The following is a 22129-nucleotide window of genomic DNA, read 5'->3' as shown; positions in this document are numbered from 1 at the left end:
TGAAGCGAGGAGGTGAATATGATGAGGTCTACCGCAAAATCGTTCTACCAGCGCTACTTTTCTGCGACGCAGGAAGCGTCCTGGCTGGCCCGCCTGATGGCAGGACGACAGCAGGAAATTCTGGGTGAACTGATGCAGTGGGGAGTGACGTCAAAGACCTCTGATCATTGACTTGCAGACATCATGTGTGACTGAGTATTGGTGTTATACTCGTCGTTTTTCAAGCTGCAGGTGCGCGCGCTCGCCCGGGTCTATCGCTGTCGATACTCCCAGAGCCCTATGTTCTGGCCGCGTGAATCGCCCCTACGGGACTCACCCTTTCGGAGCCAGCGCAAAAACGGTTAACCGTTTGTCCTGCAACGTGAATTCCACAGAGTATAGAATCACCCGCCAGCAGAAAGCCTCTGCTGGCTTTTTTCGTTTACTTCGCGTGTGTTAAGGACATTTCATGCTGTGGTTGATGACGATGGGACGACGGCTAAACGGCGTCTATGCCGCCTTTATGCTGGTTGCTTTTATGATGGGCGTGGCGGGCGCATTGCAGGCGCCGACGTTGAGTTTGTTTCTCAGCCGCGAAGTGGGGGCGCAGCCGTTCTGGGTGGGCCTGTTCTACACCGTGAATGCGATAGCCGGGATCCTGGTGAGTCTGGCGCTGGCCAAGCGCTCCGATAGCCGCGGCGACCGGCGGCGGTTAATTATGTTCTGCTGCCTGATGGCGGTAGGCAATGCGCTGCTGTTTGCCTTCAACCGCCACTATCTGACGCTGATCACCTGCGGGGTGATGCTGGCATCCATCGCTAACGCCGCCATGCCGCAGCTCTTTGCCCTGGCGCGGGAGTATGCCGACAGCTCGGCGCGGGAAGTGGTGATGTTCAGCTCGGTCATGCGTGCCCAGCTGTCCCTGGCGTGGGTGATTGGCCCGCCGCTGGCCTTTATGCTGGCGCTCAACTATGGCTTTACCACCATGTTCTCCATTGCGGCGGGCATCTTTGTGATCAGCCTGGCGCTGATTGCCGTCAAACTGCCCTCGGTTCCGCGCGTGGAGCAACCCTCTGAAGAGGCGGAGGCGCTGGCGCAGGCCGGCGGCTGGCAGGACAAGAACGTACGCATGTTGTTTATCGCCTCCACCCTGATGTGGACCTGCAACACCATGTATATCATTGATATGCCGCTGTGGATCAGCAGCGATCTCGGGCTTCCCGACAGCCTGGCCGGGATCCTGATGGGCACTGCCGCCGGGCTGGAGATTCCGGCGATGATCCTCGCCGGCTACTACGTGAAGCGCTTTGGTAAACGTAAAATGATGGTGGCGGCGGTGGCGGCCGGTGTGCTGTTTTATCTGGGGCTGATCCTGTTTCATGGCCGTACGGCGCTGCTGGCCCTGCAGCTGTTCAACGCCATCTTTATCGGCATTATCGCCGGGATCGGCATGCTGTGGTTCCAGGATTTAATGCCGGGGCGCGCGGGGGCGGCGACCACCCTGTTTACCAACAGTATTTCCACTGGCGTGATCCTGGCCGGCGTGATGCAGGGGGCGCTATCGCAGAGCTATGGCCACGCCAGCGTCTACTGGACGATCGCCGCGATTTCGCTGGTGACGCTGTTTTTAACCAGCAAGGTAAAGGATATCTGACCGTCCTCTTCGCCCCGGCGTACAATTCGCCGGGGCCGCCGGGTTTACTTCAGTTCGATTCGCTTGATGTCGCCGATGATAAAGATGTAGGCAATCACGCCGATCAGCGCCGTCAGGCCGACGTAGATCAGTGCGTAAAAGAAGTTACCCGTTGCGGAGATAATCACGCCAATTATCAGTGGGGCTATAATCGATGCCATATTAGCGCAGAAATTAAATATACCGCCGGTCAGGCCTGCCATATTTTCCGGGGCAATATCAGAAATTAACGTCCAGCCCAGGCCAACCATTCCCTGGCCAAAAAACGCCACCGACATGATAATAATAACGGTGCTGTTGGCGCTCACCCAGTTCGCCGCAATAATACAGCTGGAGAGTAATAATCCGGAAATTATTGGTAACTTCCGACTGATGTTGACGGAGCCGGTTCGCTTCAGCAGTCGGTCCGAGATCCAGCCGCCGAAGAGGATGCCGATGGCGGCGGCGAGGAACGGCCAGGTGGCGAAGAAGCCAACGTGCAGCCAGGGAAGATGGCGCTCGTTGGCCAGATAGCTGGGAAACCACGTCAGGAAAAACACCAGCGTGGTGTTACCGGCAAACTGACCCAGACTGGCGCCGAGGATCTGGCGACAGCCCAGCAGGCGCCTGGCGTCACGCCAGTTAAATGGAACGTTCTGGATTTTATTGTCAATGCCGTTTGCGCCGATATAATCCAGCTCCGCTTGATTAGCCGTGCGCGATTCATGGGGTTCGTGATAAAAACGCCACCACACCAAAGTAAATAAAATACCTAATCCGCCGGTGAGGAAAAAAAGCGTTCTCCAGCCATGATGTTCGAGGATTAAAAATAACAGCGGCGAGAAGGCCGCCAGTCCTATATATTCACCAACCGTATATGTTGCCGTCGCCCGCGCGCGCTCATGCTGCGGGAACCAGGTGCTGACGATGCGGCTGTTGGCCGGGAAGCAGGGCGCTTCACTGACGCCGAGTCCCAGGCGCAGAAGCAGCAGAGATTTAAGCCCGAGGGTGAAACTTTGCAGCAGGGTAAACAGCGACCAGAAGAAAATTGACAGGGCATAGGTCAGTTTGTTGCCGAAGCGGTCTAAAAACATGCCGCCGGGGATCTGCGCCAGGGCATAGGTCCAGGCAAAGGCGGAGAAAATGATGCCCATCATCGCCGGATCGATATGAATTTCCTGGGTTAACTGTGGGGCAACGATACCGAGGATGGTGCGGTCGAGATAATTGATCATCGTTCCGACGGACAACAGCAGTAAAATAACTATCCGAACGCGGCTTCTTTTTTTCGTCCCCGATGAGGATGTGAGGACTTCCTGAGAGTTTGACATACTCATAGCGAGTTCCTTTAAAGTTTAAAATATTTTTGCATATATTTGTATATGCAAAAATATCTCCGGGAACTATAGGTAGTATCTATGAATGGCAACGCTTTGTGGCACATTCATCCGCTTCAGAAAATAATATTTGATGCACCGCCAATATTTTCCCGCGCGTGCGCATTATTGGTGGCTTGCATGGTATATTAGCATCAGTGGATTTATTCTTATATTATACGGGCAAAAATAATGAACCTAAAGCAACTTTATTATTTTAAACGTCTGTCTGAAACTGAACATTATACCGAAGCGGCCTCCAGTCTGTGCATCACCCAGCCTTCGCTAAGCCATGCGATATCAGAGCTGGAGAAGGAGTTAGGGGTCGCGCTGTTCGCCAGACAGGGACGGAACGTTAAAATTACGCAAAACGGCAAGCGTTTTCTGCCGTATGTCGAAGATGCGCTGGCCTCACTGGAAAATGGCCGCACAGTTTTGCAAAAAAACGGCGCTGAAAATAAAGAAAACATTCGTATCGCCTTTATTTACACGATGGGCGAATATGTTGTTCCGCAGTTAATTAATAAATATTCTCTTTCACCTGAATTTCACAACGTGACTTTTTCTTTTACTCAAGGGACCTCGCTGACGCTGTTGCAGGAGCTGAAAGCGGGAAAAGTCGATCTGGCGATCTGCTCTTATATTGCCGATGAACCCGATATCGATTTTATTCCGGTTATTCAGCAGGAGCTGGTGGTGGTGACCGCCAGGGATCATCCGCTGGCCCGGCTGTATGAACATGAAGTCGACCTCGTGGAGACGATTCATTATCCCTATATCTATTTTTCAGAAAATAGCGGCTTACGTCCGTTTATCGATAATGTATTTATGCAGCAAAAGCTGGTGCCGGAGATTGCCTGCTACGTGGAAGAGGATACCGCGATGGCCGGGCTGGTCAGCATTGACTACGGAATCGCTATCATGCCGCGGATCTCGGCGCTCTCCCATTACAACGTCCATATCCTGAAGATTAAAAACACCCTCCCTCCGCGCTATATCTATCTGGCGACCATGAAAGACCGCGGACTTTCCCCTGCGCTGCAGTCGTTTAAAAATGTGGTCATCCACGACAGCCAGAAGATCTGTTAGCGAATAGCCCGGAGAGGTCCTCCGGGCTGAGGGGTTATCAGGAGAGAATATCCATCACTTCACGCAGCTTGTCGATGGCGATCTGTCCCGGCGCGGAAGCCTGACCCACGGTACCGAAGGTCATGGCTGAGCCAAAAAGACGCCCGGTCACCCGGCTGACGCCGCCCGATTTTCCCATCGACATGGTGATCAGCGGGCGGGTGGCATACTTCTCTTTCATGGTCAGCGTGGCGGCGAGCAGGGTCAGAACGTCCTGCGGCGATTGCGGCATCACCGCGATCTTCGGCAGATCGGCGCCCAGATCCTGCATGCGGCGCAGGCGATAGATGATATCTTCCTGGGCGGGGGTCTTATGAAAATCATGGTTACTCATGATCACTTTGACGCCCGCGGCATGCGCATCGTCAACCAGCGCGCGGATCTGCGCTTCATCATTGAACAGCTCGATATCGATGACATCAACCAGGCCACTGCGCGCCGCTTCGCGGTTGAGCGCGAAGTAGGCCTCGTCGCTGAGCTCGGTCTCGCCGCCTTCTTTCTTGCTGCGGAAGGTGAACAGCAGCGGCAGCGCTTTCAGCGCGCCACGGATTTCCGCCAGCGCGGCCATCACCTGAGCCATCTCTCTCACCTGAGTAAAGTGGTCAACGCGCCATTCGATGATATCGGCGCCGGCGTCGACCAGGCCGTGGGCGTTACCCAGTATTTCATCCAACGTTTTGCCGATCAGCGGTACACAAATTAAGGTTTCCCCTTCCTGGAAGGTGATGTTCTTTACGGTAACTGCATTTGTCATGTAGGCATCCATTATTATTCGCGTTGAACCTCAGGCGGTGACTGCGGTGGGTGATACTTTTTGCGCCGCCCGAGCCTGCAGTTGACGATAGCCGATGTACAGGGCGATCACAAAGCCGATCACGGCGATCGCAAAATCAAACCACATAATGCTGGCAATACTGATCTGCGAAAGTTTGGCGGTGATCAGCGGGATCGTGAAGCTGGCGATACTGCCGGCGGTGTAGAAGATGCCGGTTGCCTTGCCTTTCCCGTTCGGGAAGCTCATCGCCATGATCGTCGCTCCCAGCTGTAGCACTCCGCCCGCGGCGGCAAAGCCGATGACAAAGGCGAAGCCGGTAACCATCATCGGCGTCGGGAACAGGCACACCAGCAGCAGCGAGACCATCGACAGGCCAGTATAGATGATCATGGCGACGGCGGAGCTGAACACCTCTTTGACGAAGGCGGCGGTCACGAAAACGCAGACCAGCGACCCGACGGTATAGATGCTGAGCAGCTTAATCGCCGAGGCATAGGGCAGACCGACCACGAACTGACCGTACTGCGCCAGCCACTGGCTGACCAGATAGAAGGTCGCCATGCCGATATAGCCGTACAGGGTGAAGATCACCATATCCAGTTTGTTGGCCTGCGGACGGGCTGAGGTTTCCGCCTGTGGCCCTGGGGTGGTCTCTTTTTTCGCCGCCTGGCTATCCGGGAACGGCATTTTGAGCAAATAGAGGCCGCTCACAACAAACAGCGCCGCCGCAATCACGAACGACCAGCCGAACCACAGATTCGCCCAGATCAGGAAACTGATAATGAACGGCAGCAGGAACTGTCCGGCGGAGACGAAGGCTTTGATCAGCACGTTGGCCCGGCTGGCGGAGTGCGGGAAAGATTCCATCAGCGCGGGATAGGTGCCGGAGTCGAGGAAGCTGTTCGCCAGGCCCGCCATAATGCCGAAGACATAGGCCAGATAGATATTTTTGGTCAGCAGAATGCCGATAAAAAAGATCAGATAGCTGAGGATCCCCAGATAGATAAAGGGCTTACGACCAAAGCGATCCGACAGAAAGCCGGTCACGATGGTCGCCAGTTTGCCGATCCCTAACGAGGAGATCACCACTGATACGCCGGCAGCGTCTGTTCCCCACTGCTCCTGGAGATGGGCCATGTTGAGGGTGATCAGCAGCACCCCCATGCCATGAATCAGGTAGTTGAGGTACAGCCCTGCCGCGGTAGGGACGTATTTATTTTTCATCGCTTGCCCCTTAGAACAGGATGCTTTTGATGTAATCAACCGGCATCTGTTTACCCGTCCAGATTTCGAACGCGCGCGCGCCTTGCCACAGCATCATCCCGAGGCCGTTTAGCGTACGGCAGCCTTTTTTCTCAGCCACTTCCAGCAGGTGGGTTTTGCGCGGGTTGTACACGACGTCGGAGACGATCAGGTCCGGACGCAGGAAGCTGTCGTCCGGGAGCAGCATCTGGCCTTCGAACGGCTTCATGCCGACCCCGGTGGCATTGGTCAGGATCACGCTGCTGTCGATTTCGGCACGCAGTTTGTCATGATCGTCGAGATCGAACAGATGGATCTCGCAGCGCGTGTTGTTGCGGATCTTGGCTACCGTTTCTTCAGCGTTGGCGAAGAATTTATCGCGACGGTTGAAGATCGAGATCGCCTTCACGCCATCCAGTGCGGCCTGGACGCAGAGCGCGGTCGCCGCGCCGCCGGCGCCGAGCACGGTCATCTTCTTGCCAATAATATCGATACCCGCTTCGCTAAGGGCGCGCATATAGCCGGTGCCGTCGGTAATATGCCCGGTCAGTACGCCGTCGTCATTGACCACGGTATTCACCGCCCCGACCAGCTGCGCCGCCGGCGAGAGCTTATCAAGATACTGGCAAATCTCGGTTTTGTTCGGCATAGAGACGTTAAAGCCGCGCAGCTTCAAAGCCCGGAAGCCCTGCACAACGTCTTTCAGCTCCTGATTACCGACTTCAAAAGCCAGGTAGACGTAGTCCAGCCCGAGATGGGCGAAAGCCTCGTTGTGCATGGTGGGCGACATGCTGTGGCGAATCGGGGTGGCGATCAGACCAATCAGCTCAGTGTGTCCAGTAATACGTTCTGCCATGACAAAAATCCTCAATAAGTTAGAAAGGGAATTCGTTGTGCTTCGCGGCTGCCCAGCGCACCCATGTCTTCGAGGGTGTCCAGCACGTTGCGGCCTTCGCGGATGCCGTCGATAATGCGTCGCGCCATCACGCTGTCGCCGATATTCATGATTTTGACGTTATTGGCATTGGCCCAGCGCTCGATCTCGTCGAGACCCGTCCGGTTGGCGCGCATCCCCAGGCAGACAAAGCCGTAGTCGAAGGGGATATCGAAGGTATGCTGTGTATTTTTCACCTGGAAATGGTCGGCAGCCACCGCCATCAGTTGCGTATTCATGTGCTGTTCGACCTGGTGCTCGTCGAGCATGGTCAACATGGCATTCCTGGTAATGATGTCGAGATCGCGACCGGCGGCGTCCTGCATTTCGATTAATACCGCTTGCGCGCCGCGAGCGGTAAAGTATTCGATGACGTCAAGGCCAACGGCGCCCGCGCCGACAACGGCGATGCGTTTGCCCTCGACATGGGTAAATTTCGCCAGATTGCCGATCATGCCGGTAATGGAAAAGACCTTGCCTTCCTCGGCGTCAATATTCTCCCGCAGTCCTGCAATAGGCGGCAGCAGGGGGGTTGAGCCGGTGGCATTGACGATCAGATGCGGACGCAGGGCGGAAACCGAGGCCACGTCTGCCCGTTTGCCGACCTGCAGCATCAGGTTATCCAGCGCGGCGATGCGGTTTTTCATAAACTGCGGGAAATCCGCGATGCGTTTTTTCTCCGGCAGACGGGCGATATCGCTGGCGAGACCGCCGACGTGATTTTTCGCCTCCAGCAGCCAGGTGTGGCAGCCGACTTCCGCCGCGGTGCAGGCGGCCTCCATCCCGGCAGTGCCGGCGCCGATGACGACCACGTTCGTTTCGCGATTAACGCGCCGCGTTTTGTAGGTATCGCCGTGAATGATGTCCGGGTTAATTGAACAGCGCAGCGGGCGCGAGCGGGCGATGCGATGGTCGGCGCAGCCGATGTTGCAGGAGATGCATTTGCGCATCAGGCGTTCTTTACCGCTTTGCACCTTCTGCACCCACTCCGGCTCGGCAATCAGACCGCGACCAATGGCAATGAGATCGGCATCGCCGCTGGCGAGGATATCCTCGGCCACCTGCGGGGTACGGATATTGCCGGCGATGACCGTGGGCTTATGGAATTTATCGCGCACCGCGCGGGAGAGATAACGCTTCCAGCCATCCTCCAGCGACATCTGGTCGATTTGCAGATTCAGGTTGTCGTTCTGCGCCGCCGAGACGTTGATGATATCGACCTTCTCCTGGCAAAGCTCAAGGATGCGCAGAGAATCTTCGAGGGTATTGCCGCCCTTGAGGAAGTCGTCGGCGCTAATGCGCAGGCTGACCGGAAAACGCGGCCCGACGCAGGCGCGAACTTTATCGACAATCAGACTTAATATCCGGGTGCGGTTTTCGACGCTGCCGCCAAATTCATCGGTGCGCTTGTTAAATAACGGCGATAAAAACTGGCTAATTAAATAGGAGTGGCCGGCATGAATTTCGACGCAGTCAAAACCCGCGCGACGAACGCGCTCTGCGGCGTCACCGAATTTTTCCACCGCGTGATAAATTTCCTCATGGGTCATTGGCCGCGGAATATTACCGTGCTTTTTCGAGGGCGTCGTCGAGGAGGAGAGCGGTGTCTGACCTTCGAGGCGGTAGGCATAAGCCGAAGCGCCTGCGTGATTTAACTGAATGGATACGCAAGCGCCATGTTTATGCAGGGTCTCGGTTAATTTAAACAGCCGTGGGATATATTGATCGTTATCGATCCGCAGCTGGGTGGTGCCGTTGGAGGCGAAAGGGAAATCAATACAGATGTTTTCGATGGTGATAAGCCCGGTGCCGCCTTTGGCCCGCAGTTCGTAGTATTCCAGCTGTTCCTGCGAGACCTCGCCATTGAGCGTGGCCATATTGGTGCCCATCGGGGGCATAATAATGCGGTTTTTTAGCGTCATGCCGTTGATGGTCAACGGACTGAAAAGGTGCGGATAGTGGCTCATCTCTTCTCTCCACAGGAGGCCGGGAAGCCGCTATGCGGGGGCCCGGGCGTGTCCTTAGTTAATATTTCTCTGTGGGAAAAGATAGCGAGGCGAAAAATCGAAAAATAATGCTTTTTTTTGCTGTGAGCTATAGGGGTTCTCTATGAGATTAACGCTTTTTTCACATTTTTATATTTTTATATTAAACACTCGTACCTTATTTTTACTTGCAGTGAAGGGATAATACATAAACCACGCAGGTCAGGGGGAGGAAAGCGGAATCATTCGTCTTTATCGCGTGGGGCAGGCCAACGTCATGGGCTGAAAATCGGCGAAGCAATATTGTTTTTTGTGCTTGAGATCGCAATTTTCTGCCGCAATAAACTAAAAAGCCCGGTCAAATGACCGGGCGCGAAGATTAATTCATAAACGCTGGCAGCTTGTGCTCATAGTCGGAAATAGCCGCTTCATGTTGCAGCGTCAGGCCGATGCTATCCAGGCCATTGAGCATGCAGTGGCGACGGAAATCGTCAATCTTAAACCTGTAGGTTTTATCCCCCGCTTTAACCACCTGCGCTTCCAGGTCCACTTCAAACGTAATGCCCGGTTTGGCCTGCACCAGTTTGAACAGCTCGTCGACCTGCTCATCGCTCAACGTCACCGGCAGCAGCTGGTTGTTGAAGCTGTTGCCATAGAAAATATCGGCAAAGCTTGGGGCGATAACGACTTTAAAACCGTAATCGGTCAGCGCCCACGGCGCATGCTCGCGCGAGGAGCCACAGCCGAAGTTTTCCCGCGCCAGCAGGATAGATGCGCCTTTGTACTCAGGAAAGTTCAGCACGAACTCCGGGTTCGGCTGTTGACCTTTATCGTCGAGGAAGCGCCAGTCGTTGAACAGGTGCGCGCCAAAGCCGGTGCGGGTCACTTTCTGCAGAAACTGCTTGGGAATGATCGCGTCGGTATCGACGTTTGCAGCATCCAGCGGAACCACCAGGCCGGTATGTTGGGTAAATTTCTCTGCCATGATGGTCTCCTTACTTCAGATTACGGATATCGGCGAAATGGCCGGTCACAGCTGCCGCTGCGGCCATTGCCGGGCTCACCAGGTGCGTGCGTCCGCCGCGGCCCTGGCGGCCTTCAAAATTACGGTTGCTGGTGGAGGCGCAGCGCTCGCCCGGGTTCAGGCGGTCGTTGTTCATCGCCAGACACATAGAGCAGCCCGGTAAGCGCCACTCAAAGCCGGCTTCGATAAAGATCTTATCCAGGCCTTCCGCTTCCGCTTGCGCTTTCACCGGACCGGAACCCGGCACCACCAGCGCCTGGACGCCCGGCGCCACTTTACGCCCTTTGGCGATTTCCGCCGCTGCGCGCAAATCTTCGATACGCGAGTTGGTACAGGAGCCGATGAATACTTTATCGATAGCCACTTCCGTCAGCGGAATGCCGGATTTCAGCCCCATATAGGCCAGCGCTTTCTCGGCGCTGGCGCGTTCCACCGGGTCGCTGAACGACGCAGGATCGGGGATATTATCGCTGACCGAAATCACCTGGCCCGGGTTGGTGCCCCAGGTCACCTGCGGGGCAATCTCAGCCGCCTGCAGCGTCACTACGGTGTCAAATGTGGCGCCGTCGTCGGTTTTCAGGGTTTTCCAGTACGCCACCGCATCGTCAAAATCTTTGCCTTTCGGCGCGTGCAGACGGCCGCGTACGTAATTGAAGGTGGTTTCATCCGGCGCGACTAGGCCCGCTTTCGCGCCCATCTCGATCGCCATGTTGCACAGGGTCATGCGGCCTTCCATGCTCAGATCGCGGATCGCTTCGCCGCAGAACTCCACCACGTGGCCGGTGCCGCCGGCGCTGCCGGTTTTACCAATGATCGCCAACACGATATCTTTGGCGGTGATGCCCGGCGCCGCTTTGCCTTGCACTTCGATTTTCATGGTTTTCGCACGACCCTGTTTCAGGGTCTGGGTCGCCAGCACATGCTCCACTTCGGAGGTGCCGATGCCGAAGGCCAGCGCGCCAAAGGCGCCGTGGGTGGCGGTATGGGAGTCGCCGCACACAATGGTCATCCCCGGCAGGGTAACCCCTTGTTCCGGGCCCATCACGTGAACGATGCCCTGGTACGGGTGGTTCAGATCGTACAGCTCAACGCCGAACTCTTTACAGTTCTTAATCAGCTCCTGCATCTGAATGCGGGCCATCTCGCCGGACGCGTTAATATCTTTGGTCTGCGTCGAGACGTTATGATCCATGGTGGCGAAGGTTTTACCCGGCTGGCGCACCTGGCGGCCGTGGGCGCGCAGGCCGTCAAAGGCCTGCGGGGAGGTGACTTCATGCACCAGATGGCGGTCGATATACAACAGCGGAGTTTCGTTTTGCGCCTCATACACCACGTGCGCATCAAACAATTTTTCGTATAACGTCTTCGCCATGATTACACCCCTTCTGCGACATAGCGGGCAATGATATCGCCCATTTCATCAGTGCTGACCGCTGCCGTGCCGCGCGCTAAATCGCCGGTACGAACGCCTTCCTCCAGAGCGCGGTTAATCGCGCTTTCAATCGCGCTCGCCGCCTCGTCAGCGTCGAGGCTATAGCGCAGCAGCAGCGCCAGGGAGAGGATCTGCGCGATCGGGTTAGCGATATTTTTGCCGGCGATATCCGGCGCCGAGCCGCCTGCTGGCTCGTACAGGCCGAAACCTTGTTCGTTGAGGCTGGCGGACGGCAGCATACCCATCGAGCCGGTGATCATTGCGCACTCGTCGGAGAGGATGTCGCCGAACAGGTTGGAGCACAGCAGCACGTCGAACTGGGACGGATCTTTAATCAGCTGCATGGTGGCGTTATCGATATACATGTGCGCCAGCTCAACGTCCGGATACTCCTTGCCGATCTCGGTGACGATTTCGCGCCACAGAATGGACGACTGCAGGACGTTGGCTTTATCGATGGAGGTCACTTTGTGACGACGTTTACGGGCGGATTCAAACGCGATGCGCGCGATACGTTCGATTTCAAAGCGGTGATACACCTCGGTATCAAAAGCTTTCTCATGCTGACCGCTGCCTTCGCGACCTTTCGGCTGACCGAAGTAGATGCCGCCGGTCAGTTCGCGAACGCAGAGAATGTCGAAGCCGTTGGCGGCGATGTCGGCGCGCAGCGGGCAGAACTCTTCCAGCCCCTGATACAGTTTGGCCGGGCGCAGGTTGCTGAACAGTTTAAAGTGTTTACGCAGCGGCAGCAGAGCGCCGCGCTCTGGCTGTTCTGCGGGCGGCAGGTGTTCCCACTTCGGGCCGCCGACGGAGCCGAACAGGATCGCGTCCGCCTGCTCGCATCCGGCGACGGTCGCCTGCGGCAGGGGAGTTCCCTGACGGTCGATGGCCGCGCCGCCGACGTCGTACTGGCTGGTGGTAATGTGCATGGCAAAACGTTGGCGCACGGCTTCCAGTACTTTCATCGCCTGGTTCATCACTTCCGGGCCAATGCCATCACCCGGCAAAACGGCAATATGGTAATTCTTCGACATTACACGGTTTCCTTATTGTTCTCTTTATTCTGAGCTTTGCGTTGCAATTCTTTTTCGACTTCGGCGGCGCGCCAGATGTTGTTCAGCACGTGAACCATCGCTTTGGCTGACGACTCTACGATATCTGTTGCCAGACCAACGCCGTGGAAACGGCGGCCGTTGTAGTCAACGACGATATCCACCTGGCCCAGGGCGTCTTTGCCGTGGCCTTTCGCGCTTAAGCCATATTTCACTAATTCAATGTTGTAATCGGTGACGCGGTTAATCGCCTGGTAGATAGCATCAACCGGACCGTTGCCGTTGGCGGCTTCCGTTTTGATCTCATCCCCGCAGACCAGTTTGATCGAGGCGGTCGCGATATCGCTGGAGCCGGACTGAACGTTGAAGTAATCCAGGCGGAAATGCTCCGGCTCTTCCTGCTGCTTGTTGATGAAGGCCAGCGCTTCCAGATCGTAATCGAAGACCTGGCCTTTTTTGTCCGCCAGCTTCAGGAACGCGTCGTACAGGTGATCCAGGTTGTAATCGCTCTCCTGGTAACCCATCTCTTCCATCCGGTGTTTCACCGCCGCGCGGCCGGAGCGGGAAGTCAGGTTCAGCTGTACCTGGTTCAGGCCGATGGATTCCGGGGTCATGATTTCGTAGTTTTCGCGGTTCTTCAACACGCCGTCCTGGTGGATACCGGAGGAGTGGGCGAAGGCGCCGGTGCCGACGATGGCTTTGTTCGCCGGGATCGGCATGTTGCAGATCTGGCTGACGGTCTGGCTGGTGCGCCAGATTTCATGGTGGTTGATATTGGTGTGCACGTTCATGATGTCTTTGCGCACTTTAATCGCCATGATGACCTCTTCCAGCGCGCAGTTGCCGGCACGCTCGCCGATACCGTTCATCGCGCCTTCTACCTGGCGGGCTCCGGCGTGGACCGCGGCGAGGGCGTTGCCGACGGCAATACCCAGGTCATCATGGGTATGGACGGAGATAATGGCTTTGTCGATATTCGGTACGCGCTCATACAGGCCGCTGATAATGTTGGCGTACTCGAATGGCATGGTGTAGCCGACGGTATCCGGAATATTAATGGTGGTGGCGCCAGCGTTAATCGCGGCTTCCACGACGCGAGCCAGGTCAGCAATCGGCGTACGGCCGGCGTCTTCACAGGAGAACTCGACATCGTTAGTGTAGTTGCGCGCCCGCTTCACCATATAAACCGCACGCTCAATGACCTCATCCAGGGTGCTGCGCAGTTTGGTGGCGATATGCATCGGCGAGGTGGCGATGAAGGTGTGGATACGGAACGCTTCGGCCACCTTTAAGGATTCCGCCGCTACGTCGATATCTTTCTCGACGCAGCGCGCCAGGGCGCATACGCGGCTGTTTTTGATGGTGCGCGCGATGGTCTGCACGGATTCAAAATCGCCCGGAGAAGAAACCGGGAAACCGACTTCCATCACGTCAACACCCATGCGCTCGAGGGCCAGAGCGATCTGCAGCTTCTCTTTGACACTCAGGCTTGCCTGTAACGCTTGTTCGCCATCACGTAAGGTCGTATCGAAAATAATGACTTGCTGGCTCATGGTTTGGATCCTTAGTCTTTGTCCTGGCGCCTTGTTGACGAGCATAAAAAAACCCGCGCCAAGGCGCGGGTTTTATAGTCTTGCTGGAAGATGACTTAACGCTGAACGTCGCCCAACAGCCTACCGCGCAAATAGCATGCGTTTAGTAGTAGTAGGCTGGTGATGCGAGTGGTGCGAATCATTGCGTCAAACTCCAGATGAAATCGTTATGCTTTTAGAGTTACTGGATAGCCGTTTCAAAGTCAACCCCTGGCATGGAAAAAGCGTTTTTGGTCCGCAGCGTGAATTAGCTAATTGTGCTGATGTTAGCCCTTTTTTGCCGAAGATCCTATTTTGGACCTGCGGGGGCGCACAGGGATATGTTTCATTTGAAAATGTACTTTGCATTAAAGGCCTCGCTCACGATGCGCCGCGAGCGAAGCGGTCAAAAATCGCTATCTGAATGAAATAATTATATTTATTTTTCGTGTGAATATGTCTACCCCTTAGCGGATCTTTTTTCAATGATAAATAGTTGTTAATTTTATGGGGTGGAAAATAAAATACTTTATTATTGCTTAAGTTACAGTTAACCATTGGTGTTGTTTTTATTTTCCTGGATTATGGTTAGACTCATCTTCATTAAGTAACTCATATTGTTTGAGCAGTTTATTTATTCCGGTGGTACCGGTTTGACACTGCCACTCATAGCCTTGATATATTCCTAAAATACACCTTTGCTATTTTGCAAATGTCATTGGCATGATAAATGATATTTTCGGCGCTAATTATAGCGGTTTAGTAAAGGGAATTCATCGTGACGGCGGAACTAGATATGTTAATTGAAAGTCCAGAATATAAATCAGCCCCCGGACAGGAAGTCGTAAAACCTCAACTACGGATGGTTGATCTCAATCTGCTTACCGTTTTTGATGCGGTTATGCAGGAACAGAATATTACCCGTGCCGCCCATACGCTCGGCATGTCTCAACCGGCGGTGAGCAACGCGGTTTCACGTCTGAAAGTGATGTTTAATGATGAGCTGTTTGTGCGCTATGGCCGCGGTATTCAGCCGACGGCGCGGGCCTATCAGCTGTTTGGCTCGGTGCGTCAGGCGCTGCAGCTGGTACAAAACGAATTGCCAGGCTCCGGTTTTGAACCCTTGAGCAGTGAGCGTGTTTTCAATCTGTGCGTCTGTAGCCCGCTGGATAACATCCTGACGTCGGTGATTTTTAATAAAGTCGCCGAAATCGCGCCCAATATTCATTTAGTCTTTAAATCAGCGCTTAATCAAAATACGGAACATCAGTTACGTTATCAGGAAACGGAATTTGTGATCGGTTATGAAGAATTTCGTCGTCCTGAGTTTGCCTGTGTACCGCTATTCAAAGATGAAATGGTTCTGGTGGCTAGCCGCAACCATCCGCGTATCTCCGGACCGGTGATGGAGGCTGATATTTATCGCGAGGAGCATGCCGCGGTGGCTCTCGATCGGTATGCCTCATTCAGTCTGCCGTGGTATGACACGGCCGATAAACAAGCGCGCATCGCATATCAAGGTAATGCGATGGTCAGCGTATTAAACGTGGTGTCGCAAACGCAGATGGTGGCCATTGCGCCGCGCTGGCTGGCAAATGAGTTTGCCGATAAGTTAGCGCTGCAAATATTACCTCTGCCGCTGAAGGTGAATAGCCGGACCTGCTATCTCTCCTGGCACGAAGCGGCGGGTCGCGATAAAGGTCATCAGTGGATGGAAGAGCTGCTGGTGGATATTTGTCAGCGCTGAGCCGATGGCAATAAGCATGAAAGGGGCTTCGGCTCCTTTTTTTATATGATTTAATTACAATAATGCAGAATTTTATGCTGTTTACCCTTTCGGTTGCTCTCCGCCCGTTAACAAAAAATGGATCAATTCCTGCTATCGCGCCTTTTCTCCGAGTATTTACTATTCTCTTTTCTTATATCTGAAGCATTCCACCATATTTTCCTCTCTCCGCTTGTTTTTCTTCTTATTCTACTTAGAAAGCATCTCCGGTGGCGAATTGCCTGCCTGCTGGCGAGCAGTTATGGTAGTGGCATGCAGTCCATTCACCTCAGTGCGGAGGGGTACTCCTTCGCATCGTGCGAGCGCGCGGAAATTGAGTTCCGCTGTCGTAAAACAATAAGCCTGGAGGCAAACCATGGAGATGTTGTCAGGAGCCGAGATGGTCGTCCAATCGCTTGTCGATCAGGGCGTCAAGCAAGTATTCGGCTATCCCGGAGGCGCAGTCCTCGATATCTATGATGCGTTACATACCCTTGGCGGTATCGATCATGTGCTGGTTCGCCACGAGCAGGCGGCGGTGCATATGGCGGATGGCCTGGCGCGAGCGACCGGGGAGGTCGGTGTGGTGCTGGTGACCTCAGGGCCTGGGGCGACGAACGCCATCACCGGTATCGCGACGGCCTATATGGACTCTATCCCGCTGGTGATCCTCTCCGGGCAAGTGGCGACATCGCTTATCGGCTACGATGCCTTCCAGGAGTGCGACATGGTGGGGATTTCCCGCCCGGTGGTGAAGCACAGTTTCCTGGTGAAGCAGACCGAAGATATTCCCGGCGTGCTGAAGAAAGCCTTCTGGCTGGCGGCCAGCGGTCGCCCCGGGCCGGTGGTGGTCGATCTGCCGAAGGATATACTCAATCCGGCGAAGAAACTGCCGTACGTCTGGCCAGACGCGGTCAGCATGCGCTCGTATAACCCGACGACCAGCGGTCATAAAGGCCAGATCAAACGCGCCCTGCAGACCCTGGTGGCGGCGAGCAAGCCGGTCGTCTACGTCGGCGGCGGGGCGATCAATGCGCATTGCGAACCTCAGCTGCGCGAGCTGGTGGAAAAGCTGAAGCTGCCGGTGGCCTCCTCCCTGATGGGGTTGGGCGCTTTCCCGGCGACGCACTCGCAGGCGCTGGGGATGCTGGGCATGCACGGCACCTATGAAGCCAACATGACCATGCACCATTCAGACGTGATTTTTGCCGTCGGCGTTCGCTTTGACGATCGGACCACCAATAACCTGGCCAAATACTGTCCGAACGCGACTGTGCTGCATATCGATATCGATCCGACCTCAATCTCGAAAACCGTGCCAGCAGATGTGCCGATCGTCGGCGATGCCCGGCTGGTGCTGGAGCAGATGCTGGAGCTGCTGGAGCAGGAAGAGGCGCAGCAGCCGCTGGACGACATTCGCGACTGGTGGCAGCAGATTGAGCAGTGGCGCGCCCGCCATTGCCTGCGCTACGACGACCAGAGCGACAAGATCAAACCGCAGGCGGTGATAGAAACGATCTGGCGCCTGACCCAGGGCGATGCCTATGTCACTTCCGATGTGGGTCAGCACCAGATGTTCGCCGCCCTCTATTACCCCTTCGACAAGCCGCGGCGCTGGATTAACTCCGGTGGCCTCGGCACCATGGGCTTTGGCCTACCGGCTGCGCTGGGGGTCAAAATGGCTCTGCCGGACGAAATGGTCGTCTGCGTGACCGGTGACGGCAGTATCCAGATGAACATTCAGGAACTCTCTACTGCGCTGCAGTATGAGCTGCCGGTCCTGGTGCTTAACCTTAACAACCGCTATCTGGGGATGGTGAAGCAGTGGCAGGATATGCTTTATTCCGGGCGCCACTCGCAGTCCTATATGGAGTCGCTACCGGACTTCGTTCGTCTGGCGGAAGCCTACGGCCACGTTGGGATCCGCATCAGCGAGCCGCAGGAGCTGGAGACGAAGCTTGCAGAAGCCCTGGAGCAGGTGCGACAGCGCCGGCTGGTGTTTGTCGATGTCACCGTCGACGGCAGTGAGCATGTGTACCCCATGCAGATCCGCGGCGGCGGCATGGATGAAATGTGGTTGAGCAAAACGGAGAGGACCTGATTATGCGCCGGATATTATCGGTATTACTGGAAAACGAATCGGGCGCATTGTCCCGCGTTATCGGCCTCTTTTCCCAGCGCGGCTATAATATAGAAAGCCTGACTGTCGCCCCGACGGACGATCCGACCCTCTCCAGGATGACCATCCAGACCGTGGGCGATGAAAAAGCGATCGAGCAGATTGAAAAGCAGCTGCACAAGCTGGTGGATGTCCTGCGGGTCAGCGAGCTGGGGCAGGGGGCTCATGTCGAACGCGAAATCATGCTGGTGAAGGTCCAGGCCAGCGGTTACGGCCGTGAAGAAGTGAAGCGCAACACCGAAATCTTTCGTGGACAGATTATCGACGTGACGCCTTCTATCTATACCGTTCAACTCGCCGGCACCAGCGATAAGCTCGACGCTTTCCTGGCCTCCCTGCGCGATGTCGCTCGGATCGTGGAAGTGGCTCGCTCCGGCGTGGTCGGCCTGTCTCGCGGTGATAAAATCATGCGCTGAGGATCGGGAACTGATGCAAAAATAGCCCGGCAGCGACTGTCGGGCTTTTTTTTTGCGAAATCAGTAGGAACTGTAAGCGAAAGCGGTTGCTGCGCTAACTATTCTGCGCTTAGATGTTATAAAAAGGGTTCCATACCTGAATAATGGTTATGTTTGGCACTTCTTACCCAAGGGGCAATTGTGAAACTGGATGAAATCGCCCGGCTGGCCGGTGTTTCAAGAACCACCGCGAGCTATGTGATTAATGGCAAAGCGAAGCAGTACCGCGTAAGCGACAAAACGGTCGAAAAAGTGATGGCTGTCGTGCGAGAGCACAACTATCACCCGAATGCGGTCGCTGCTGGCCTGCGTGCAGGACGCACACGCTCTATCGGTCTGGTGATCCCGGATCTGGAGAACACCAGCTATACCCGTATTGCAAATTATCTGGAGCGGCAGGCGCGCCAGCGCGGCTATCAGTTGCTGATTGCCTGCTCGGAGGATCAGCCCGATAACGAAATGCGCTGTATCGAGCATCTGCTACAGCGCCAGGTGGACGCCATCATTGTTTCCACCTCGCTGCCGCCGGAGCACCCTTTTTATCAGCGCTGGGCTAACGATCCGTTTCCGATTGTCGCCCTCGACCGCGCCCTTGACCGCGAGCACTTCACCAGCGTCGTCGGCGCTGACCAGGATGATGCCGAGATGCTCGCCGCCGAGTTGCGGACTTTTCCCGGCGAAACGGTGCTTTATCTGGGCGCGCTGCCGGAACTGTCGGTGAGCTTCCTGCGCGAGCAAGGCTTCCGTAAAGCCTGGCAGGACGATCCGCGTGAGGTGCATTATCTCTATGCCAACAGCTACGAGCGAGAAGCGGCGGCCCAGCTGTTTGAGAAATGGCTTGAAACCCATCCGATGCCGCAGGCGCTGTTCACCACCTCTTTCCCGTTGCTGCAGGGCGTCATGGATGTGACGCTGCGCCGTGAGGGTAAACTGCCCTCCGAGCTGGCGATCGCCACCTTCGGCGATAATGAGCTGCTCGATTTCCTGCAGTGTCCGGTACTGGCCGTGGCCCAGCGCCATCGCGATGTCGCTGAGCGGGTGCTCGAGATCGTCCTCGCCAGCCTCGATGAACCGCGCAAGCCGAAGCCGGGCCTCAGCCGTATTCGTCGTAATCTTTATCGCCGCGGCAGCCTGAATCGCCGTTAAGCGCGCAATATCGTCAGCACCCAGGATTAATCCTGGCAGGCCTGCCAGAGAGCAGGCCGCTGGCGATAAATCAGGCAACTGACGTCCAGAATGCAAAACTGAATATATTTCAGACAAATCCCTAAACTTCTTTACGCGTTATTTTGTTTTATTCGCTGGCAATCGTTTTGCGACTCAAAACGGGACACAAAAAATGATTGTGCCGGCTTTAATTGTATTATTTTGTTACATTCACCAGGTTAATTGCTGAATTAACACCCATTTTGTTAGCCCCAACCTTTCTCTCCTGCCTTATCCCGCGCCTGGTCAGCCCTTCAGCCAGCAACAGGTACTGTTAACGGCCGGCATAATGGCCTAAAATGCCGCTCGCGTCGCAAACTGACACTTTATATTTTCCCGCCGAAGATATTTTGATGTTTATAACTGTTACGAGTTTGTTGGTTATTTTCTTACACGTATTCATAACGTTAATTTGCCTCGCCTGTTGATGATTTTTTCATCAGGGCTAATGTCGGCTGTAAATAATGGGTTTTTGAGCTCCGTTGGCATTCGTGCTGGCTTGACAAGCTTTTCCTCCGCTCCGTAAACTCCTTGTGGTGGGAATTTGTGGGATAAAGTGGCGAAAAGGGGTGAGGCTGGCATGTTCCGTGGAGCAACGTTAGTCAATCTCGACAGCAAAGGCCGCCTGGCCGTGCCAACGCGCTATCGCGATGGGCTGATCGAGGACGCTGCCGGTCAATTGGTATGCACCATTGACATTCATCACCCGTGCCTGCTGCTTTATCCATTGCCTGAATGGGAAGTCATCGAGCAGAAATTGTCGCGTTTATCGAGCATGAATCCCGTTGAGCGGCGCGTACAGCGTTTGCTTCTGGGTCATGCCAGCGAATGTCAGATGGATAATGCCGGTCGCTTGCTGATAGCGCCGGTGTTACGGCAGCATGCCGGGCTGACAAAAGAAGTGATGCTGGTCGGGCAGTTTAATAAATTTGAACTGTGGGACGAAACGACCTGGTATCAACGGGTCAAGGAAGATATCGACGCTGAGCAGTCCGCGACCGGTGAACTGTCGGAGCGCCTGCAGGATTTGTCTTTATAAAAATGATGGAAAACTTTAAACACACTACGGTACTTCTGGATGAAGCCGTCAACGGCCTCAATATTCGTCCAGACGGTATCTATATTGATGGTACCTTTGGTCGCGGCGGTCACTCGCGCCTGATCCTCTCCCAACTGGGAGCGGAAGGACGCTTGCTGGCAATCGATCGCGATCCTCAGGCGATTGCCGTCGCGCAAACCATCGATGATCCCCGCTTTTCCATCGTACATGGTCCATTTTCACAGCTTGCTGAGTACGTCGGCGAGCGCAATCTTACCGGTAAGATCGACGGCATTCTGCTCGATCTTGGCGTCTCTTCCCCGCAGCTTGACGATGCGGAACGCGGCTTTTCCTTTATGCGCGACGGGCCGCTGGATATGCGCATGGATCCGACCCGCGGTCAGTCCGCGGCCGAATGGCTGCAGACCGCTGAAGAAGCGGATATCGCCTGGGTGATTAAAACCTTCGGCGAAGAGCGTTTCGGTAAACGGATCGCCCGCGCGATCGTCGAACGTAATCGCATTGCACCGATGACCCGCACTAAAGAGCTGGCGGAGGTCATCGCCGCGGCGATGCCGGTAAAAGATAAGCACAAACATCCCGCGACCCGTACCTTCCAGGCGGTGCGCATTTGGGTAAACAGTGAACTGGAGGAGATAGAGCAGGCGCTAAAAAGCTCGCTCAGCGTGCTGGCCCCGGGCGGGCGGCTGTCGATCATTAGTTTTCATTCGCTGGAAGATCGCATTGTAAAGCGCTTTATGCGTGAGCAAAGCCGCGGTCCGCAGGTTCCGGCGGGAATACCGATGACCGAATCGCAGCTCAAAAAACTGGGCGGCCGTGAGTTACGAGCACTAGGCAAGTTGATGCCGGGCGAAGAAGAGGTGGCAGAGAATCCACGTGCCCGTAGTTCAGTGCTGCGTATCGCAGAGAGGACGAACGCATGATCGGCAGAGTGACAGAGGCCTTAAGCAAAGTTAAAGGGTCGATTGGAAGCAACGAGCGCCATGCTTTGCCTGGCGTGATCGGGGACGACCTTCTGCGGTTTGGGAAACTGCCACTCTGCCTGTTCATTTGCATCATTATTACGGCGATTACCGTGGTCACCACCGCGCACCACACGCGCCTGTTGACCGCGCAGCGTGAACAACTGGTTCTGGAACGCGACGCCCTGGACATTGAGTGGCGCAACCTGATCCTCGAAGAGAACGCGCTCGGCGATCACAGTCGGGTTGAACGGATCGCGACCGAGAAGTTGCAGATGCAACACGTCGATCCATCACAAGAAAATATCGTTGTACAGAAATAAGGATTATTG

Annotated in this window: 20 protein-coding genes; 10 read left to right on the top strand and 10 right to left on the bottom strand. The window is 55.3% G+C overall.

What is annotated here, in order from left to right; genetic code table 11:
- Positions 1-18 precede the first annotated feature (18 nt).
- Together sgrT and LGM20_RS21500 are read left to right on the top strand one after the other, a co-directional pair.
- A complete protein-coding gene (gene sgrT / locus LGM20_RS21505; RefSeq protein ID WP_004204309.1) occupies positions 19-171 on the top strand; it encodes a glucose uptake inhibitor SgrT in 153 nt (50 codons plus the stop codon).
- Between the two features lie 277 nt (positions 172-448).
- The gene (locus tag LGM20_RS21500) at positions 449-1633 is read left to right on the top strand and encodes a sugar efflux transporter (protein WP_023291966.1); all 1185 of its coding nucleotides are present in this window, start codon (positions 449-451) and stop codon (positions 1631-1633) included.
- Positions 1634-1677: 44 nt separating this feature from the next.
- Here the strand turns inward: LGM20_RS21500 and LGM20_RS21495 are convergent, their stop codons facing one another.
- A complete protein-coding gene (locus LGM20_RS21495; RefSeq protein WP_023291967.1) occupies positions 1678-2988 on the bottom strand; it encodes an MFS transporter in 1311 nt (436 codons plus the stop codon).
- 231 nt (positions 2989-3219) lie between these two features.
- Between LGM20_RS21495 and LGM20_RS21490 the strand changes: the two genes are divergently transcribed.
- Positions 3220-4116, top strand: a complete 897-nt coding sequence (locus tag LGM20_RS21490; RefSeq protein ID WP_004204315.1) for a LysR family transcriptional regulator — start codon at positions 3220-3222, stop codon at positions 4114-4116.
- Between the two features lie 37 nt (positions 4117-4153).
- Here LGM20_RS21490 and aroD read toward each other — a convergent pair whose 3' ends face one another.
- From aroD to leuL, 9 genes are all read right to left on the bottom strand, one after another.
- Positions 4154-4909: a type I 3-dehydroquinate dehydratase gene (aroD, locus tag LGM20_RS21485; protein ID WP_023291968.1), complete on the bottom strand. Its 756-nt coding sequence runs from the start codon at positions 4907-4909 to the stop codon at positions 4154-4156.
- Positions 4910-4939: 30 nt separating this feature from the next.
- Entirely contained in the window at positions 4940-6154 is a 1215-nt protein-coding gene (locus LGM20_RS21480; protein WP_044521015.1) for an MFS transporter, read from the bottom strand.
- A gap of 10 nt (positions 6155-6164) precedes the next feature.
- Positions 6165-7028 (bottom strand): shikimate dehydrogenase, encoded by an 864-nt coding sequence (locus LGM20_RS21475; RefSeq protein WP_017901194.1) that lies wholly within the window; start codon positions 7026-7028, stop codon positions 6165-6167.
- Between the two features lie 11 nt (positions 7029-7039).
- On the bottom strand, positions 7040-9073 hold the full coding sequence (locus LGM20_RS21470; protein WP_044521016.1) for an oxidoreductase: 2034 nt from the start codon (positions 9071-9073) through the stop codon (positions 7040-7042).
- 397 nt (positions 9074-9470) lie between these two features.
- The gene (gene leuD, locus LGM20_RS21465; protein WP_044521017.1) at positions 9471-10076 is read right to left on the bottom strand and encodes a 3-isopropylmalate dehydratase small subunit; all 606 of its coding nucleotides are present in this window, start codon (positions 10074-10076) and stop codon (positions 9471-9473) included.
- A 10-nt stretch (positions 10077-10086) separates the two neighbouring features.
- Complete coding sequence (leuC, locus tag LGM20_RS21460) at positions 10087-11487, bottom strand: 3-isopropylmalate dehydratase large subunit (RefSeq protein ID WP_023291973.1); 1401 nt, start codon at positions 11485-11487, stop codon at positions 10087-10089.
- 2 nt (positions 11488-11489) lie between these two features.
- Complete coding sequence (leuB, locus tag LGM20_RS21455; RefSeq protein ID WP_023291974.1) at positions 11490-12581, bottom strand: 3-isopropylmalate dehydrogenase; 1092 nt, start codon at positions 12579-12581, stop codon at positions 11490-11492.
- Positions 12581-14152, bottom strand: coding sequence for a 2-isopropylmalate synthase (gene leuA / locus LGM20_RS21450; RefSeq protein ID WP_023291975.1), 1572 nt, complete (start codon positions 14150-14152; stop codon positions 12581-12583). Before leuA ends, leuB begins: the two co-directional genes overlap by 1 nt.
- A gap of 95 nt (positions 14153-14247) precedes the next feature.
- A complete protein-coding gene (gene leuL / locus LGM20_RS21445) occupies positions 14248-14334 on the bottom strand; it encodes a leu operon leader peptide (protein WP_072013397.1) in 87 nt (28 codons plus the stop codon).
- A 614-nt stretch (positions 14335-14948) separates the two neighbouring features.
- Here leuL and leuO point away from each other — a divergent pair.
- The 7 genes from leuO to ftsL all read left to right on the top strand — a co-directional run bounded on the left by leuO (position 14949) and on the right by ftsL (position 22120).
- On the top strand, positions 14949-15917 hold the full coding sequence (gene leuO, locus LGM20_RS21440) for a transcriptional regulator LeuO (RefSeq protein ID WP_072140386.1): 969 nt from the start codon (positions 14949-14951) through the stop codon (positions 15915-15917).
- A 394-nt stretch (positions 15918-16311) separates the two neighbouring features.
- A complete protein-coding gene (gene ilvI / locus LGM20_RS21435; protein ID WP_002888534.1) occupies positions 16312-18036 on the top strand; it encodes an acetolactate synthase 3 large subunit in 1725 nt (574 codons plus the stop codon).
- Positions 18037-18038: 2 nt separating this feature from the next.
- The gene (ilvN, locus tag LGM20_RS21430) at positions 18039-18530 is read left to right on the top strand and encodes an acetolactate synthase small subunit (RefSeq protein WP_002888536.1); all 492 of its coding nucleotides are present in this window, start codon (positions 18039-18041) and stop codon (positions 18528-18530) included.
- Between the two features lie 180 nt (positions 18531-18710).
- Complete coding sequence (gene cra / locus LGM20_RS21425; protein ID WP_004145952.1) at positions 18711-19715, top strand: catabolite repressor/activator; 1005 nt, start codon at positions 18711-18713, stop codon at positions 19713-19715.
- 640 nt (positions 19716-20355) lie between these two features.
- Complete coding sequence (mraZ, locus tag LGM20_RS21420; RefSeq protein WP_004204327.1) at positions 20356-20814, top strand: division/cell wall cluster transcriptional repressor MraZ; 459 nt, start codon at positions 20356-20358, stop codon at positions 20812-20814.
- A gap of 2 nt (positions 20815-20816) precedes the next feature.
- A complete protein-coding gene (rsmH, locus tag LGM20_RS21415) occupies positions 20817-21758 on the top strand; it encodes a 16S rRNA (cytosine(1402)-N(4))-methyltransferase RsmH (protein WP_004204328.1) in 942 nt (313 codons plus the stop codon).
- Positions 21755-22120 carry a cell division protein FtsL gene (gene ftsL / locus LGM20_RS21410; protein WP_002888550.1) on the top strand — a complete coding sequence of 122 codons (366 nt, stop codon included), beginning with the start codon at positions 21755-21757 and terminating at the stop codon, positions 22118-22120. Before rsmH ends, ftsL begins: the two co-directional genes overlap by 4 nt.
- Positions 22121-22129: the final 9 nt, after the last annotated feature.

Source organism: Klebsiella quasipneumoniae subsp. quasipneumoniae, from assembly GCF_020525925.1.
Classification (GTDB): Bacteria; Pseudomonadota; Gammaproteobacteria; order Enterobacterales; family Enterobacteriaceae; genus Klebsiella; species Klebsiella quasipneumoniae.
The sequence above is the reverse complement of the archived record's forward strand: the minus strand, read 5'-3'. Positions and strand labels throughout refer to the sequence as shown.